Here is a 16859-nt window from a genome sequence, read left to right on the forward strand (position 1 = left end):
CTGGTCGGTGCTGTTGGAGCGGGGGCGTGAGGGTGATGGCTGTGGTCGAATTGTTGTGGATTCCGACCCCCGGCAGGTGGCGATCTCCGATCTCCTGGCTTCGATCCACGGCGAGCAGTCGTGGCTCCAGTAGCCGGTGCCGTCCCTGACCACGCTGCACAGAGCTGCGACCAGGCCGATCGAGCGGATCGGCCGCCGAGCTGGGTGCGTTCGGCGACCAGAGGGGCGGCGATCAACAAGAACAGGATGACTGTTCGAGGCGGGCCTCATGGGCCTGATCATGCAGGCGGCCCAAGAGGTCTGGACCCGCAGCCCGCCGCGGATCGGCACACGGAGCCCGTGCCTGTGCCCGCGCCCGTGAGAGCCGACAGGGGGTACGCCACATCCGCTCCGCCTCTTCGCCCTAGGTTCACGGCACACTGCACGTGGCGCAAGGTGTGCGTTGGGTCCGGGACAGGAACGACGCGACTGTGCGATAGCTCAGGCCCGTACGTCGGGCCAAGTGGCCCACGTCTATCTTCCCTGTTCGCGGCCTTCAACCGAAGGGCCTCGACCGATGGGCAGGAGCCCAGCGGTAGCGGCACCGTACTTCCGCGTACGGCGTCGTACGGGCGCCAGTGGGCCTTCAGAACTCCGAACCAGAATCGTGCACTTGACTGGGTGGCAAGGGGGCGCAGGTTCAAATCCTGTCGTCCCGACGGAAACGTCGCAGGTAGGGGCCATCTTCGGGTGGCCCCTACTTCGTGTTCGGGAGCAATTCTGGGAGCGGGGAGCCGCTCCCTGTGCTCCCTGGGAGCGGGAGTCTGGGAGCGACGTCAACCGGGGGGCGACGTCTGGTCACCCGATCCGGTCGCTCCCAGGGAGCATCTCCGCTGCCCGGTCTGGTGCACGGGGCAAGGGGTCGCGCTGTTCGCCCCCTTGCCCGAATACTCGGCACTTCCTGGGCGTCAACTACTACTCCCCGACCCTGGTCTCCGAGGGCGACCCGGCGCACGGCAACGACGGGCACGGCGCCAGTTCACACAGTCCCTGGGTGGGTGCGGACCGCGTCGCCTTCCACGCCACGCCCGGGGACAAGACCGCGATGGGCTGGACGATCGATGCCTCGGGCCTGGAGGAACTCCTGGTCCGCCTGGGCGGCGAGCACCCCCGTCTGCCCATGGTGATCACCGAGAACGGTGCCGCGTTCCACGACTACGCGGGCCCCGACGGCAACATCAGCGACCCGGAACGCATCGCCTACGTTCGCGACCACCTGGTTGCCGTGCAGTGGGCGATGGCCGCCGGAGTGGACGTCCACGGCTACTTCCTGTGGTCACTGCTGGACAACTTCGAGTGGGGCTACGGCTACAGCAAGCGTTTCGGCATGGTCCACGTCGACTATCCGACCGGCACCCGTACCCCCAAGGCCAGCGCCCACTGGTATGCGAAAGTGGCCGCGACGGGGACGCTACCGGTGTGAGCACCACCCTGCGGTCATCGAGGCGAGCGGCGGCTACAAGCTCTGGCCCACGCGGAGGCACCGTGGTGGACGGGTGGGCGGCCGCGTTGTTTCGGCACGCAGGTTGCTGCATGGCGCTGCTTGAGCAGGTCACGGTGCCGGCGCAGGGTCGTCTCTGGTCGTACCCGTAGTAGGCGGTACCGCAGGTCATGATGCCGTTCCCGGGCAAAGTGAAGGGACAGTGGGGGAGCGACGGGCACGGCGAGGTCAGTGATGAGGTCGTGACCTGGCCGGACGAATTATCGGCACCTGCAGAGTCCGAGCGCAGCAGGACCGCAGGTACGGACAGCAAGGTCGGGGTCGCCCGCCTAGCCTCCACCTGCAGCGATGACTCAACGAGCCCCACAGGCTACTCACCCGCGCGCCGTCTGGAGTTCGATCCGGAACGACACTGACTTCAGGCAGCGCGGTGAGGCGTCGCGCGTGGGATCGGGGTTTGTGCACGACGCCTTACCTGTTCAGGGCATCAGCCCTTGACGGGGCCGCCGTTGATGGCGACGCGCTGGCCGTAGCGGGCGTAGGGGTAGTAGTCGTACGTCGCGTGGTGCTGGACGCACCGGTTGTCCCAGAAGACCAGCGTGCCCGGGGTCCAGCGGACGCGGCAGTGCAGGACCGGCCTGCGGGCGATGATGTCGAAGAGCATGTCGAGCAGGGCCCGGCTCTCGTCGGCGGAGAGCTGCGGGATGCGGCTGGTGTAGGCCTTGTTGACGTACAGCAGTTTGCGGTCGGTCTCGGGGTGCCGGGCGATGAGCGGGTGTTCGCTCTTGGGGATGACGTAGTCCGCGGGCGGCGTGTACCCCACCAGGGCCTGCGCGCCGTCGTGTATCGCGGTCAGCGGGTCCAACAGAGCGCGCATGGCCGGTGAGAGCATGTCGTAGGCGAGGTGCATATTGGCGAACAGGGTGTCGCCGCCGCATCCCGGCTCGGGTATCTCGGTGATGTAGAGCATCGACCCCAGTGACGGTTCGGCGTCGGCTGTGCCGTCCGCGTGCCAGCCGTTGCCCGCCACGTCCGCCGCGGCCGACGTCGTGCGGATCTCCAGGATGCAGGGATCACCCTCGGGCGGCGGTGGGTTGACGGGGCGCGGTTCGCCGAAGGCGGCGGCGAAGCGCTTGTGTTGCTCGGCGGTGATCGTCTGATCGCGGAAGACGAGGACGTGGTGGTCGCGGAAGGCGGCCCGGATCTCCTCCAGTTGCTGCGCCGGGATCTCCTGCGACAAGTCGACGCCTGAGACTTCCGCCCCCAGGACGGGGGTGATCCGTTCGACCGTGAGCGTGCGGTAGGAGTACCCGGGGTGTGTGGTCACCGCTTCCAGCGCTTCGCGTTCGTATGACTCCATGTCAACCTCCGGAGGGGGGTGGGGTGTGCAGGTCGTTTACAGGTCGGCGGTTTCGCGGGTACTGGCGCCCGAGGACGCCAGCGTCGCCCCGATGGTCTCGGCCACCGTGTGCACGTGGGGTGCCGCGACGATGCCGTAGTGGTCCGTGGGCAGATATCTGAGCACGGCGGACGGAGGCAGGCAGGCGTTCCACTGCCGGTCCGACTCCCGAGGGTCCTCGGGGGTGGGCATGCCCGGCGTGGCGTGTTCGGCCAGCCACAGATACGTGGGGACGGAGACGAGCGGCCGTACGCGATGTTCTCCGAGGCTGCGCAGGTTGGCGCGGCAGCAGCGGGCCAGCCGCTCGGCGTACGCCTGTGCGTGCTCGCTCGGCAACCTCGGCAACAAGGAGCCTCCGGTACCGAGTTCGGCGGCAAACACCTTTTCCAGGTGGGTTTCGTCGTAGGCGGCGACCAGTGCCTCTGCCTGGGGCGGTGGCGGATCCAGAAGGTGGAGCGCTTCCGGCGCCCGGCCCGCCGACTCTGCGAGACCCGCCATCTCCATCGCCACCCGGGCGCCGTAGGACCACCCGGCCAGATGGAGCCGGCGGCCCGGTCCACCGAAGCGCTCACGTAGCGCCGCGTCGTAGTGATGGGCCCGCTCGGCCAGTGACCATGCGGGCATCCCGGTGTCGCGGAGTGCCGGGTCGGCGATGAGGCACACCGTCGGCGCGGGTCCGAGGGCTGCCACCAGGGAGCGGTAGGCCTGGATGTCCCCACCCACCGGGTGCACCAGGCACAGGACGGCCGAACCGGTTCCCTCCTGCCAGATGTCGAGGACGACCCGGGAGGTGCTTCCGGCCGCCTCGGTGGCCGCCTTGATGGTGGACTCGGTCGTGGGCTCGGCGGAGGTGAGGGCCGCCTCGATGTGTTTCAGGATCTCCGTGAGGCTGACGCGGTGACTGAAGGAGGCCAGGTCGACTTCGACGCCGTAGTCGTCCTCGATCTGGGCGATCACGCCGATCAGGGTCAGCGAGTCGGCGCCCAGGTCGTAGAGGGAGTCCTGGGGGTCCAGTTCGTCCACGCCCAGCAGATCCTGGATCACCCGGGCCATGGCGTCCGCCCGCTCTTCGGCACCGCCGGTGTCGGAGGCTTCCTCCTCTCCGCCCGTCGGGTGCGTCGGTCCGGAACCCGAGGACCGAGTCACGAGCCCGGCAGGAGCATAGGCAGGAGCGTAGAAGGCTCGGGAGGCCTCGATGTCCGTTGTGGACACGAGGAGTTGCGGCAGTTGCAGCGCCAGGGCATGGGCGAAGACCGCTTTGCCCTCCTCGACGGTCAGGCCGACCGCGAGGTGGGCCTGATGGCGGCCGTCCGTGTTCAGGACCCGGGTCGCCATTCCGGTCTCGCACCATATGTCCCAGTCGATGCTGATCCGGACGGTTGCCTCCGTTTCCGTGGCCCGGTGGTGGGCGAAGCCGTCGAGGAGGCTCGCGCCGGCCGTGTAGTCGCTCTGGCCGACACCGCCGAGCAGGGCGGACATCGAGGAGCAGTAGACCGCGATCTCCGGACGGAAGGCTGCGATCAGGTGCTCGACGACGAGTGCGCCACGCTCGCGTACCGCGGCGGCGTCGCGCATCGCAGTGGCGTCACGTCGTACGAGCAGCCCGCCGTGTCCGAGACCGGCCGCGTGGATGACGCCGTCCAGCCGTGACGTGTGGTCGGCGACGGCCGCCGCCACTTCGTGAACGGGCATGGTCGCGAGATCCGCCGGGACGAGGCCGATGCGGTCGGCCCATCCGTTCAACTCCTCGGGCAGCCGCGGACTTCGGGACAGCAACAGCACCCGGCCGCGGGTGTGTTCGAGCAGCCAGGCGGTGATGGCGCGGCCCATGCCTCCCGTGCCGCCGAGCACCAGGTGGACGGTGTCCGCTCCGGCCGGTACGAGGGGCTGCCTACCCTCCGGCTCCGGTACGGGTACCGTGCCCGGCCGCCACCAGTAGCCCTGCCGCAGCGCGAGCTGGCGGGGTAGAGCCGGTTCGCCGGGACGGCCGGCCTCACGCGTTTCGGCGACGACCGAGGCCACGTGTCCGGCCCAGCGGGTGAGGTCGCCGTCGGGGAGGTCGAGCCAATGGCCGTTCAGGACGGACTCCTGATGGGCGACCTCGACCGGCCCGGCGAGGAGCGCCAGTTCAGGTCTGTCCACCGTTCCCGTCACGGGCCGGGCACCGTACGACAGCCACCACACACGTGGGGAGCCGGTTCGCCCGGCCAGCGCCTGGGCCAGGGCCGCCGTGCTGTCCAAGCAGGTGTGACGGGCGTGTTCCAGGGTGCAGGGACCGACCGGCCCTGTCACGTCGAGGGGCAGGGCGTGCACCCACTCCGTGTCGCTGGAGACTGGGGCGCCGTCCTCGGACAGTGCGTCGAGCAGCTGCCGCACAGACGCCGGATCGGCGGGGTCCACGTCGTAGGAGTCCGGCCCTCTGCGGGCGAAGGCGCCGGCCGGGTACACCCGTATCACTTGCGACGCCACCGCCTCGAAGGGCGCGAACGCTGTCCGCGGAGTGTCCTCGGAGGCTACGACGACCACGACGGCCACGGCGGACGCGCGGCCGGTCGGCGCGGTGGTGTCCGCGACGGCGGCACGGCGCAGCCGGACCCAGAGCGGCTGGTGCAGCCAGTTCTCCCGGGGCAGCCGCCGGGGTGTGACGGCCAGGTCGTCGCGCGGGTCCTCGGGCAGCCGGTCGAAGTCGTACTCCGCGAGGGAGAAGGACGGGGGCGGGAAGTCCCAGGGTGCCGGGGCGGAGCCTGCCCCCCAGTCGACAGAGTGCCCGGCGGCCCAGGCCTCGGCGAGGTCGTGGGCCGAGCGACCGGCCGCGGAGACCGTTACGGTGTCCGGGTCCGCGCCACCGGGCCGCACCGCTCCGGCGGCCACCGTGCGCAGCCAGTGCTCGGCCGCCGCGGCGTCCGTCACGGGTGCCGCGGTCCGCAGGCGGCGCGCGACCCGACCGGCCTGGAGATGGCGCAACACCAACTCGTATCGCTCCGGGCGTAGTTGGAGGTAGTCGGCGATGCGAGCGGCGTCGGCGGCCAGGGCGCCCGCGCTGGAGGCCGACAGTACGAGGCACTCGGGGACCTCGCGGGTTGCCACCGGTCCGGGCGCGGTGTCCTGCTCCACGATGACGTGGGCGTTGGTGCCGCCGATCCCGAAGCTGCTGACCGCGGCCACCCGGTCGCGGTCCTCGGGCCAGGGCATGGCGTGCGCCGGGACGTGGAAGGGAGTGGGATCGGGGCCGATCTCCGGGTTGAAGGCGCGGAAGTTGAGGTTGGGCGGGAGTATCCCGTGGCGCACGGCGAAGACCGCGCGTACGAGGCCCACCACACCGGCGGCCGCGCCCAGGTGGCCGAGCTGACTCTTGACGGAGCTCAGAGCGCAGCGGCCGGACTCACTCACGTCGAACGCCTGCCGTAGCGCGCCCACTTCGATCGGGTCGCCAAGGCGGGTGCCGGTGCCGTGGGCCTCCACATAGCCGAGGTCGGCGCCCGTGCGTCCGGCGCGGGACAGCGCGGTCCGGATCACCTCCCGCTGTCCGGCCAGGGACGGTGCGGTGTAACTCATCTTCGCCGTACCGTCATTGTTGATCGCGGAGCCTGTGATGAGTGCGTGGACGGTGTCGCCGTCGCGCCGTGCCTGCCGCAGCGTTTTGAGGACCACGACGCCGACGCCGCTCGCGCCGACCGTGCCGGTGGCGTCGTCGCTGAAGGGTCGGCAGTCGCCGTCCGCAGAGAAGATGTGCTGCGGGCGGTAGCGGTAGCCGTCGGTCAGGCCGGGGTCGATGAGTACTCCTCCGGCGAGCATCACGTCGGCTTCGCCCTGCCGGAGCAGACCGGCGGCGAGGTGCACGGCGACCAGAGAACTGGAGCAGGCCGTCTGGGCGCTGAAGACGGGGCCGGTCAGCCCGAGGTGGTACGCCACCTTGGTGGCCAGGAAGTCCTTCTCATGGTGCAGGGCGAGCTGAAAGCCGTCAGGCAGTCGGCCGCGGTCCGCCTCGCGCAGCAAGGACTGGGAGTAGGTGTTCTCCCCGGCACCGGCCACCAGGCCCACCCGGGCGGACGAGGTGTCCGCCACCCCGGCGTGCGCCAGGGCCTGCACGCCGGCCATCAGCAGATGACGCTGCTGGGGGTCCATCAGACGTGCCTCTTGAGGGCTGATGCCGAAGTGGCCCGGGTCGAAGTCGAGCATGCCGTCGAGCGTGCTGTGCGCGCCGACGACTCCCTCCGGCGCGTCGATACGGCGGATTCCGGTGCCGCCGGCGACCACAAGATCCCAGAAGGCGGCCAGGTCCGGGGCGCCGGGCACCCGTACCGCCATGCCGACGACCGCGATCGGCTCGCCGGGTTCGGGGGTCTGTTCGGGGCGCCCGTCGTTCTTCGCTGCCGATGGGGTGAGTGGTCGCGGGGCGGTGAGGTGGCGGGCCAGGGAGCGGACGGTGACGTGCTCGAAGAGATCCGCAACGTTGAAGCGCAGACCGAGTGCCGTGGTGCAGCGCAGGTGGAAGCGCATCAGGGCGAGACTGGAGGCACCCGCCTCGAAGAAGGTCTGGTCCGGTGCGATCGTCGACCCGGTGACCTCCTCGAAGACAGCGGTGAGGCGCTCCTCCTCGGCCGACAGACTCGTGCGGGCGATCGCGGAGCGACGAATGTCCTCCCCAGGTGCCCGGACGGTCGCCTGCCGATCCAGCTTGCCGCTGGGTGTGCGGGGCAGTCTCTCCAGCCTGCGGAAGCGGTCCACACGTACGTAGGAGGGGAGAAGGGCGGACAGATGCGCGCTCAGGTCGTCGGCGGACGGTGCTTCACCACGGATTTCCAGGCCGGCCGTCAGCCGGTCCCCGTCACGGGTGACGACCGCGTTGACCACCGCCGGATGGCGCAGCAGGGCCGCCTCGACGGAGCCGAGTTCCAGCCGGTGCCCGCTCAGTTTGATCTGCTGGTCGTCGCGGCCCGCGTAGTGCAGCAGGCCCTCACGGTCGAAGAACGCCCGGTCACCGCTGCGGTAGAACAGGCCCGCGCCGGGGAGCTCGACGAAGCGGGCGTCGTCGAGTGTCGGTTCGTCGAGGTAGCAGCGGGTGGTCATGGTGCCGCCGATCAGCAGCTCGCCGGTGCGTCCGGTCGGGGCCGGGTCACCCTGGGCGTCCACCACGCGCAGGTCGGCGCCGGCCACCGGGCCTCCGATGGAGGGCCGTTCGGGCCATTGCCCAGGATCCCCTTCCAGACACAGGGCGCTGACCACATGTGTCTCGGTCGGCCCGTAGTGGTTGAACAGGCGCGCGCCGGGAAGCCCGGCGAACCAGCGCCGGATACTGTCGGTGCACACCAACTGCTCGCCCGCGGTGACCACTTCGCGCAGCCGGGAGGGATACCTGTTCAGGCGGACGGCGTACTCGGCGAGCAGTTGCAGGGCCACGTAGGGCATGAAGATCCGCTCGGTGCCCGCGGAGTCCAGCCGGTCCAGAAGCGCGGGCACGTCCTGACGCCACTCGGGACGTATGAGCTGGAGGGTGCCACCCGTGCACAGCGTCCCGAAGACCTCCTGGAAGGACACGTCGAACGCCAGCATCGAGAACTGCTGGGTGGCTGCGGGGGCGGTCAGGCCGCCGGGACCGGACTGCCACCTGATCAGGTCGCACAGGGTGCGGTCGTGGATCTGCACGCCCTTGGGGACGCCGGTGGAGCCGGAGGTGAACAGCGTGTACAGGGGGCGTGCGCCGTCGTGCGTCGGTACGCCGACGGTGCCTCGGTCGTACGTCTGCCCGCCGTACGTCTGCCCGTCGTGCGACGCACTCGTGTCGTCGCCCTTCTGTGGCGCCCGGCCCGCCCCCGGTACGACGAGGTGGCGCACCACACCGTCCGGGAGCAGCGTGTCCAGCGTCGGTGAGCTGTCCTGCGTGGCCAGGACGCACAGTGGGTCGATCTGTTTCAGGACGCGGCGCAGCACGTCGGCCGGGTAGGAGGGGTCCAGAGGGACGGCGGTGACGTTCAGCCGTGCCAGTGCCAGGAGCGCCACGACGTGTTCGGCGGAGGGATCCAGATACAGGGCCGCCCGGCAGGGGCTGCCGTCGGCCGGGATCGGGTAGTGGTCGGCCAGTTCCGTGGCGAGGGCCGCGGCACGGGCGTCCATGGCCGCGTAGCTCAGGGTGCCGCCGTCGGCCGTGACCACGGCGGGGGCGTCCGGAGTGCGGGCGACCTGTCGGCCGAAGCCTTCGGCGATCGTGGTGAAGCCGGGTTCCGGGGCGGGCCCGCGCCCGTGCTCCGGGAGGGACCGCCGGTACGGCACGACGAGTTCACGAGCGGTGGAGCGGCCACCGGCCGCGAGCGCGTCCACGCCCCGCCGAAACAGTTCCGCCATCGCCGCGACGTCCTCGCCGGTGAACCGGTCCTCGGCGTACTCCCACAGCACGTCGAGTCCGTCCGCGTGCTCGACCACGGAGACCGTCATCGGGCACTTGGCCTCCGGTGCCGCCCACCACAGGGGGCGATGGGCGCAGCCGGGCAGCCGCAGCGCCCCGAAGTCGGTGTTCTCCAGGACGAACAGGAAGTCGAACGGTGTGCTGTCGCCGACGGCCTTCCAGCGGGTCAGGACGTCCGTGAGCGCCACGTCCTGGTGTCCCAGTACCTGCCCTGTGTCGCTCTTCGCGCGGGCGAGGAGCGAGCGCAGGTCCTCACCGGGTACGACGGACAGGGGCAGCAGCACGGTGTTCGCCATCATGCCCACGCTGTTCTCGAACTCGCGCACCGGCCGGCCCGCGGTCGGGGCGGCGATGCGCGGGCGGACGAGGCCGGTCACGCCGTACAGGCACCAGGAGAACACGCTCAGCAGGACCTGGAACCGGGTCAGTCCGAACTCGGCGCACAGTTGGTCCACTTGGGCCCGCCGAACGACGTCGAGCGACGTATGCAGCAGACGCGCCCCTGGTGCCGGGCCCGCGTCCTTGGCAGGCAGCGGTTCCTGCGGCCCCTCCAACCCCTGGTAGAACGTGAGGAGTTCATCGCACTGTGCCCGGTAGGCGGTGCTCGCGAACCGGTCGCTCTGCCAGCCGGCGAAGTCCAGCGGGGTCGGAGCGGGTGCCTCGTGCCCGTCGCTTCCGGCGTAGGCGGCCGACAGGTCGCGCAGCAGGATGCTCAACGACCAGCCGTCCACAGCGATGTGGTGCAGGTGCAGCAGGAGCGTGCCGCCGCCGCCACGCGGCAGCCAGCAGGCTCGGAGCATGCGGGGGACGGCGAGGTCGAAGGGCTCGGCGAAGAAGGTGTCGGCGAAGGTGTGCGCCTCTTCCTCGTCCCAGGCATGCTGGAGGCCCGGCTCGTGCCAGGGGTCGTACGGCTCGCCGACGGTCTGCTCCAGGCCGTCCGGCCCGAGGCGGAAGCTCGTCCGCAGCGCCTCGTGGCGTGCCACCAGGCTGCGCAGAGCTCGCCGGAGGGGAACGGTGTCGACCTGTCCGTCCAAGCGGAAGGCCTGGTTGACGGAGTAGGCCCGGGAGTCCGTAGTGCGGCGCTCCATCAGCCACAGCCGCTGCTGTTCGCTGGTGGCGGGCGCCGAGCGGGCGCCGGAGACCACCGGCGCCGGCAAGGCGTTCTCCTCGATGGGACGGACCGTGGCGAGTGACCGGGCGACGGCGGCCAGGTCGCCGTGGAGGACGGCCGCCTGAGTCAGCTCGCGGCCCCATCGCCGTCGTACGGCGAAGCAGAACCGAAGAGCCTTCAACGAGTCACCGCCGCTGGCGATCCACCGGTCGCCGAGCCGGAGGCCGGTGGTGCCGAGTATCTCCTCGGCCAGTTCGACGACCTGGCGTTCCGTCTCCGTCTCCGTCTCCGTCTCCGTCTCCGTCGTGGCCGGTCCGTCGGATTCGGCGGCGGCGGGTCGCCAAGGGCGGTCGGCCCGCCGCAGCAGGGCGGTCTGGTCGACCTTGCCGTTGGCGTTGAGCGGCAGCTCAGCCACGAGGTGGATGTGGTGGGGGCGCATGTAGGCGGGCAGGTGGGTCGTCAGGTGGCTGTCGAACTCCTCGTAGGACAGCTCCTGACTCGACAGTTCCTGACTCAGGACGATGAACGCCAGCAGTTCGTTGGGTCCCTCCTGGTCCGCGCGGCGCGTGCACACGTAGGCCCGCTGGACCGCGGGGTGGGTGAGAACGCGCCGTTCCACCTCGCCGGGCTCGATCCTGAAGCCACGGACCTTGACCTGGCGGTCGGTTCGCCCGACGTACTCCGTCAGGCCCTCGTCGCCGGCCCGTACGAGGTCACCGGTGCGGTAGTACGGCTCCTCGCCACCGTCGAGCCACGGCAGCCGTACGAAACGCCGCTCGGTCTCCTCGGGAAGGTTGCGGTATCCGACGGCGAGTCCGGCTCCGCTCAACAGGAGTTCGCCGACCTCACCGGGCGCGGCGACCCGCTCCTGGCCCGGCGCGAGCAGCACCGCACCGGTCCGCGGCAGCGGCCGGCCGATCGGCACCACGTCCCCGTCGAAGTCGCGCGGGATCGGATGGCACAGGGCGAAGGTGGTGGACTCCGTCGGCCCGTACACGTTGAACAGACGGGTGTCACTGTCGGCATTGTCCCGGTACCAGCGGCGCATCACGTGGGGGTTGAGCTGCTCACCGCCCACAAGAACCTCGCCGGCCGAGGCGAAGCAGTGCGGCACAGCCGTGACCATCGCGTTGAACAGTGCCGTGGTGACGAAGAGCGTGTCCACGCGCTCGTGCCGCAGTGCCGCTGCGAGCCGCTCGGGAGTCTGCGTCTCCCGGTCGCTCAGCACCACGCAGCAGCCACCGGTCAGCAGGGGCACCCAGACTTCGAAACTCAGCGCGTCGAACGCCGGATTGGCCATGCAGGCATAGCGCAGACCGGGCTCGACGCGGATGTAGCCGGGTCGTGCCAGACGCCGGATTCCTGCGTCGCGGACCTCGACTCCCTTGGGCTGCCCCGTCGTTCCGGAGGTGTAGAACAGGAAGGACACCTCGCCGGGGGCGGCAGGCGCCTCCACGGCGTCGGCGGCAACGGTGACGGCAGCAGTGGCCGCGGCGTCCGGGAGTTCGGGCAGAAGGGCGTCCGCGGCGAGTGCCTCCACGTCCTGCGGGAGGTCGGTGACGCTCTCGATCGTCTCGTACACCAGGGCGACCGCGGCGGAGTCCCGGAGGATGAAGTGACGGCGTTCGGCGGGGCTCTGTGTGTCGAGGGGCACAACCCGCGCTCCCAGCCGCAGAATGCCCAGCATCACGACGACCAGCCGCCACGACCGCGGCACCGCCACCGCCACCGACTGCCCCGCGGTGACGCCCCGGCGCCCCAGCTCTTGGGCGACGGTCGCGGCTGCCACGTTCAAGGTCGCGTAGTCGAGACTGACTTGGCCGTCCACGACCGCCTCGGCGTGTGGCGTGCGAAGGGCTCGGCGGTGAATCGCATCGGCTATCCCGGCCGGGGCGTTCAAGCCCTCGGCCATGTCGGTGAGGTCCGTTTCGACATGCGGTTTCATCGTGCCTCCGACGTGCCTGAAGGTGCTGTGCGCTGCGTCTCGCCCCGACCGGGGGCGGATGCCAGCCGGTGCAGTTCGGCGGTGAGGACGGCGGCGACGCGGGGCAGTTCGTCGCTCTCCAACATGTCCCAGTGACCGCAGGCGACCGGCTCGACCACGAACTCACCGCTGGCGCGCCGCCGCCAGAAAGCGCGCAGACGAGCGGCGGCACCTTCGACGTCCTCGTCTTCGTCCTCCACGGCCGTCGCCTGCACCAGCACGACACGGGCGGGCGATTCGGGTACGGCGTAGTCGCGCGCCGTCTCACGATGGTGGTTGTAGACGTTCAGGTACCGGGCCACCTGGTCGTCGTCGATACCCGGGTACATGCCGTTGAAGCGCACCAGCTTCTCCCGGAACTCCGCCATGCCGACCGGCGCGATCGCGGCGCGCTGCTCGTCGTCCTGGGCACCGTGGGTGTCGAGGAGGACGACACTCACCTTCTCGTGCCCGGCCGCCACCAGGCGGCGGCCCATCTCGTACGCGATCAGACCGCCGTAGGAGAGCCCGCACAGCACCAGTGCCTCGTCGGCACGGGGACCGACGAGCCGCAGATACTCCTCGGCCATCGCCTCGACATCGGGCAGGGTGGACCCGCCGGGATCGATGCCGGGCGCCTGAAGTCCCACCACACCGATGTCGTCGGCCAGTTCGGCGGACAGTGGCAGGTAGCAGAACGCGGTGCCGCCGGCGGGGTGCACACACACCACGCGCTGGCGGCCGCCGCCCGCACGGAATTCGACCAGGCCGCCGGGCTCCGCGGACTGCGCGGCCTCGCCGACGTTGTCCACGCTGCCGCGCACCCGCTCGGCGAGCGCCTCGATGGTGGGGTGCAGCATGACGTCCCGGACGGGCAGGGCGACGCCGAGTTCCTCCTGCACCGCGGACGCCATCTTGATCGCCGATATCGAAGTGCCGCCCAGCTCGAAGAAGTTGTCACTGATGCCGATGTCCGGGTGCAGCAGCACCCCGCGCCAGACCCGGTACAGCGCCATCTCCACATGGTCGCGGGGCGCGGCCGTGTTGACCGGCCCCGCGCGGGTTCCCGCCGCGGCGCGCAGCACCTGGGGCCGGTCCACCTTGCCGCTGTGGTTCAACGGCAGTCGCGGGAACTCGACCACCACGGCGGGGATCATGTAGTCCGGCAGACGGGCCCCGAGGGCCGCACGCCACTCGTACGGCAGCCGCGTGGCATCGGTGTCACATCCCACGCCGGCGACCAGGCGGGGGCCGCCGGGTGAGTCGCGATCGGCCAGGGCGACGGCCTCCCGGACCCCGGGGACCGCAAGGAGCGCCGCCTCGACCTCGCCGGGTTCGATACGGAAGCCGCGCAGCTTGAGCTGGTCGTCGCGTCGGCCGACGTACTCGGCGTTGCCGTCCGACAGCCAGCGCGCCAAGTCGCCGGTGCGGTAGAGGCGTTCACCGGGAACGAACGGGTCGGGCACGAAAAGTTCGTCGGTGAGGTCGGGGCGGTTCAGATATCCACGGGCCAGACTCGCTCCGCCGAGATAGACCTCTCCGGTGACTCCCACGGGTACCGGACGCATGCGGTCGTCGAGCAGGTACAGGCGTGTGTTGCGCAGTGGCCGCCCGATGGGACACGACCGCTCGTACGGCTGTGGGTCGGTGTAGGCCGTGGCGTAGAGGGTGGCCTCGGTCGGGCCGTAGCCGAAGCAGACGCGCAGGCCGGGCAGCAGCTCACGCATGCGGTGCAGGATGCTCTCGGGCAGGGATTCCACTCCGGTGAGGAGCTGACGCAGATGTGATCCGGCCAGGCGGGTGGCAGGGTCCTCGCCGATCCACAGGACGTAGGAGGGAGGCAGAAACGCCTGGGTGACCTTGCGTTCGCGCATCCAGTCCAGCAATGCCGCAGGGTCGGTACGGAGTTCGTCGGGGACCAGATGGAGGACGGCGCCGGTGGTCAACGGGACGAGGAGTTCGTGCACCGACGCGTCGAAGCCGATGCTCGACCAGGCCGATGACGCCTCGCCGGGGGAGTCCCCCATGAGTTCGTGCCAGTGGTCGAGGAGATTGACGACGCTGCCGTGCGTCACCGCCACACCCTTGGGCCTGCCGGTCGATCCCGAGGTGTAGATGACGTAGGCGAGCCGAGTCCGGTCCATGTCGACGGCCGACGACTCGTCGTGGGTCCCCTCCGCCTCCACCTTCGCCAGGTGCTTCCACAGCTGTCCGTCGTCGTCCGCGGTGTCCCTCCGGTCGGTCAGCACGAGGACCGGTGCGGCGTCACTCACCATGGCGGTGAGCCGCTCCGGGGGCTGGCCGGAGTCGAGGGGCAGGTAGGCGGCTCCGGACTTGAGGATGGCGAGCACGCCGACGACGAGTTCGGCCGTACGTCCGACGTGCAGGCCCACCACTCGATCGGGACCGGCACCACGGGCGATCAGCGCATGGGCGAGACGGTTGGCCCGGCGGTCGAGGGTCGCGTAGTCCAGCTCCGCGTCGTCGGCCACCACCGCACACTGCCCGGGTCGTTGGCGGACCTGCGCGGCGAAGCGCTCCAGCACGCCCACCGATGCCGGGTCCGTCGATGCCGGGTCCGGCACGGTGGGCCCTGTGCTGAAGGTGGCGAGGAGTGCCCGCTGCTCGTCCTCGTCGAGCAGCGTCAGGTCGGCTATCTCGGCATCGGGCTGTTCGGTCATCAGACGCAGCACGCGCAGGAATTGACGTATGTGCCGTTCGACCGTCGTCCGGTCGAAGAGCGCCACCGCGTAGTCGATCTCCCCGGTGAGGTGCCGGCCCTCATCGGCCAGGGCCAGGACCATGTCGAACTTGGCGGGTACGTGAGCGGCGTCCTCCCGCAACCCGACCTCCAGACCCGGCAGTTCGAGTTCCTTCCGCATGGAGGGGACCCAGGCGAACATGGTCTGGAACAGGGCCGTGTAGGCGGGGCTCCGCGGTGGGTTGACCAGTTCGACGACTCGCTCGAAGGGGAGGTCGACATGCTTGAGGGCGTCACGGATCCGCTGGTTCACCCGCTTCAGGGCATCCTTGACACTGGGTGAGCCGGAGAGGTCGGCGCGCAGGGCGAGGGTGTTGACGAAGAAGCCGATCAAGCCCTCGACGTCGCCGCGTCGGCGGTTCGACGTGGGGGCGCCGACCACGATGTCGTCCTGCCCGGAGAGCCGGGACAGCAGTATGGACCAGCCGGTGAGGACGGTCGCATAGAGGGAGACATCGTTGTCAGAAGCCAGGGCGCGTAGGGCCCGCGTCAGGTTCTCGTCGACAGTCACGGGCAACCGGTCGCCGTGGAAGCCCTGTTCGGGCGGGCGGGGCCGATCGGTGGGCAGGGAGATCACCGCCGGGGCGTCGGCCAGTGCGGTGGCCCAGTAGTCGGCGTGCGAGGCTGGCTCGGCTCCCGACATCCACTCCCACTGCCAGCGCGTGTAATCGCTGTACTGCCAGGTCGGTTCGGGCAGCGAGACGTCCTGCCCCTGCTGAAGCGCGGAGTACACCAACCCCAGCTCTTTCAGCAGCAGGGAGCGGGACCAGCCGTCGAAGATGATGTGATGCGCCACCAGGATCAGTACGTGATGGTCCGGTTGGAGCGCTATCAGGCAGCCGCGCGCCATGGGCTCCTCACCCAGGCGGAACGGGGCGCCCTCCACCTCCCACCGTATGCGTGTGAACCGTTCAGCCCCGTCCGGCAGTCCCGTCAGATCCTCGAAGGCCACCGGGAACCCGGTGTCCGGCGGATCGACGACTTGAAGAGCCGAACCCCCGGAGGGGACAAGCCGGGTGCGCAGGGCCTCGTGTCGGGCCGTGAGCAGCTGCAGCGCCCTGATGAGCAGGTCCCGATCCAGGGGTCCCCGGATGTCGAAGGGCATCGACTCGTTGTAGGCAGCGCTGGCGTCGCCGTCCATGCGCGCCATGACCCACAGGCGTTCCTGCGCCAGTGACAAGGGCGCGGATTTTGTCTCTTCGTCGGAATGATTACTGACTGCGATTCGGGGTAAAGACACGGATTACCCTTCACGAGAAGAGGACGCGGCGGAAATCAGTGGGAAATCAGTTCCGGCGTTCCCGGAGTATCAGACTGACCGAGTGTCAGGCCGACGTCCAGAATGTGTGCGTTGCAATCAAAGTGCGATCTGAAAACAATGCTTGCGGATCAACAATGCTTGCGGATCCAGGTTCTTCGGCGGACCACGGCTGGGGTGGTCAGCTGGGGTGATCGGCTGGGGTGATCAGTCGTCCGGCCGGGTCGGCCGCTCGTTGCGCTGCTGCGCGATCAGCATGGACGGCGGACCGTTCACGATGTCGGACCGAACTTTCATGGGGTCAGCGAGGCCTCGCGCAAGCTCATGGAAATCGCTAGCTGTCTATCAAAACTCCGTAAAATGACGTGAGGTGCATGCAGGGTGACGAGTGCGGGCGCTTCTTGTTCATTTAGTCAACCGCGCGGTGGCGTATTTGGCGTTGATGCTAAATGCGCTTCGATCAAGTGGTCAACCGTGATCAACG

General features: G+C 69.8%; 3 protein-coding genes and 1 pseudogene. 1 reads left to right on the forward strand and 3 read right to left on the reverse strand.

Annotation, left to right across the window (positions count from 1 at the left end; translation table 11 throughout):
• Positions 1 to 937 precede the first annotated feature (937 nt).
• Positions 938 to 1462, forward strand: a pseudogene (locus ACFQ7F_RS00615) (family 1 glycosylhydrolase); the annotation flags it as partial.
• A gap of 505 nt (positions 1463 to 1967) precedes the next feature.
• Here ACFQ7F_RS00615 and ACFQ7F_RS00620 read toward each other — a convergent pair.
• From ACFQ7F_RS00620 to ACFQ7F_RS00630, 3 genes are read right to left on the reverse strand one after another with little or no spacing between them, the layout of a single operon-like run.
• Complete coding sequence (locus ACFQ7F_RS00620; RefSeq protein WP_383263925.1) at positions 1968 to 2840, reverse strand: TauD/TfdA dioxygenase family protein; 873 nt, start codon at positions 2838 to 2840, stop codon at positions 1968 to 1970.
• 36 nt (positions 2841 to 2876) lie between these two features.
• Positions 2877 to 12338: an amino acid adenylation domain-containing protein gene (locus ACFQ7F_RS00625; protein WP_383263928.1), complete on the reverse strand. Its 9462-nt coding sequence runs from the start codon at positions 12336 to 12338 to the stop codon at positions 2877 to 2879.
• A complete protein-coding gene (locus tag ACFQ7F_RS00630; RefSeq protein ID WP_383263931.1) occupies positions 12335 to 16297 on the reverse strand; it encodes an amino acid adenylation domain-containing protein in 3963 nt (1320 codons plus the stop codon). The genes ACFQ7F_RS00625 and ACFQ7F_RS00630 overlap by 4 nt, the downstream gene beginning before the upstream one ends.
• Positions 16298 to 16859 lie beyond the last annotated feature (562 nt).

The organism is Streptomyces sp. NPDC056486 (assembly GCF_042795295.1).
Lineage (GTDB): Bacteria > Actinomycetota > Actinomycetes > Streptomycetales > Streptomycetaceae > Streptomyces.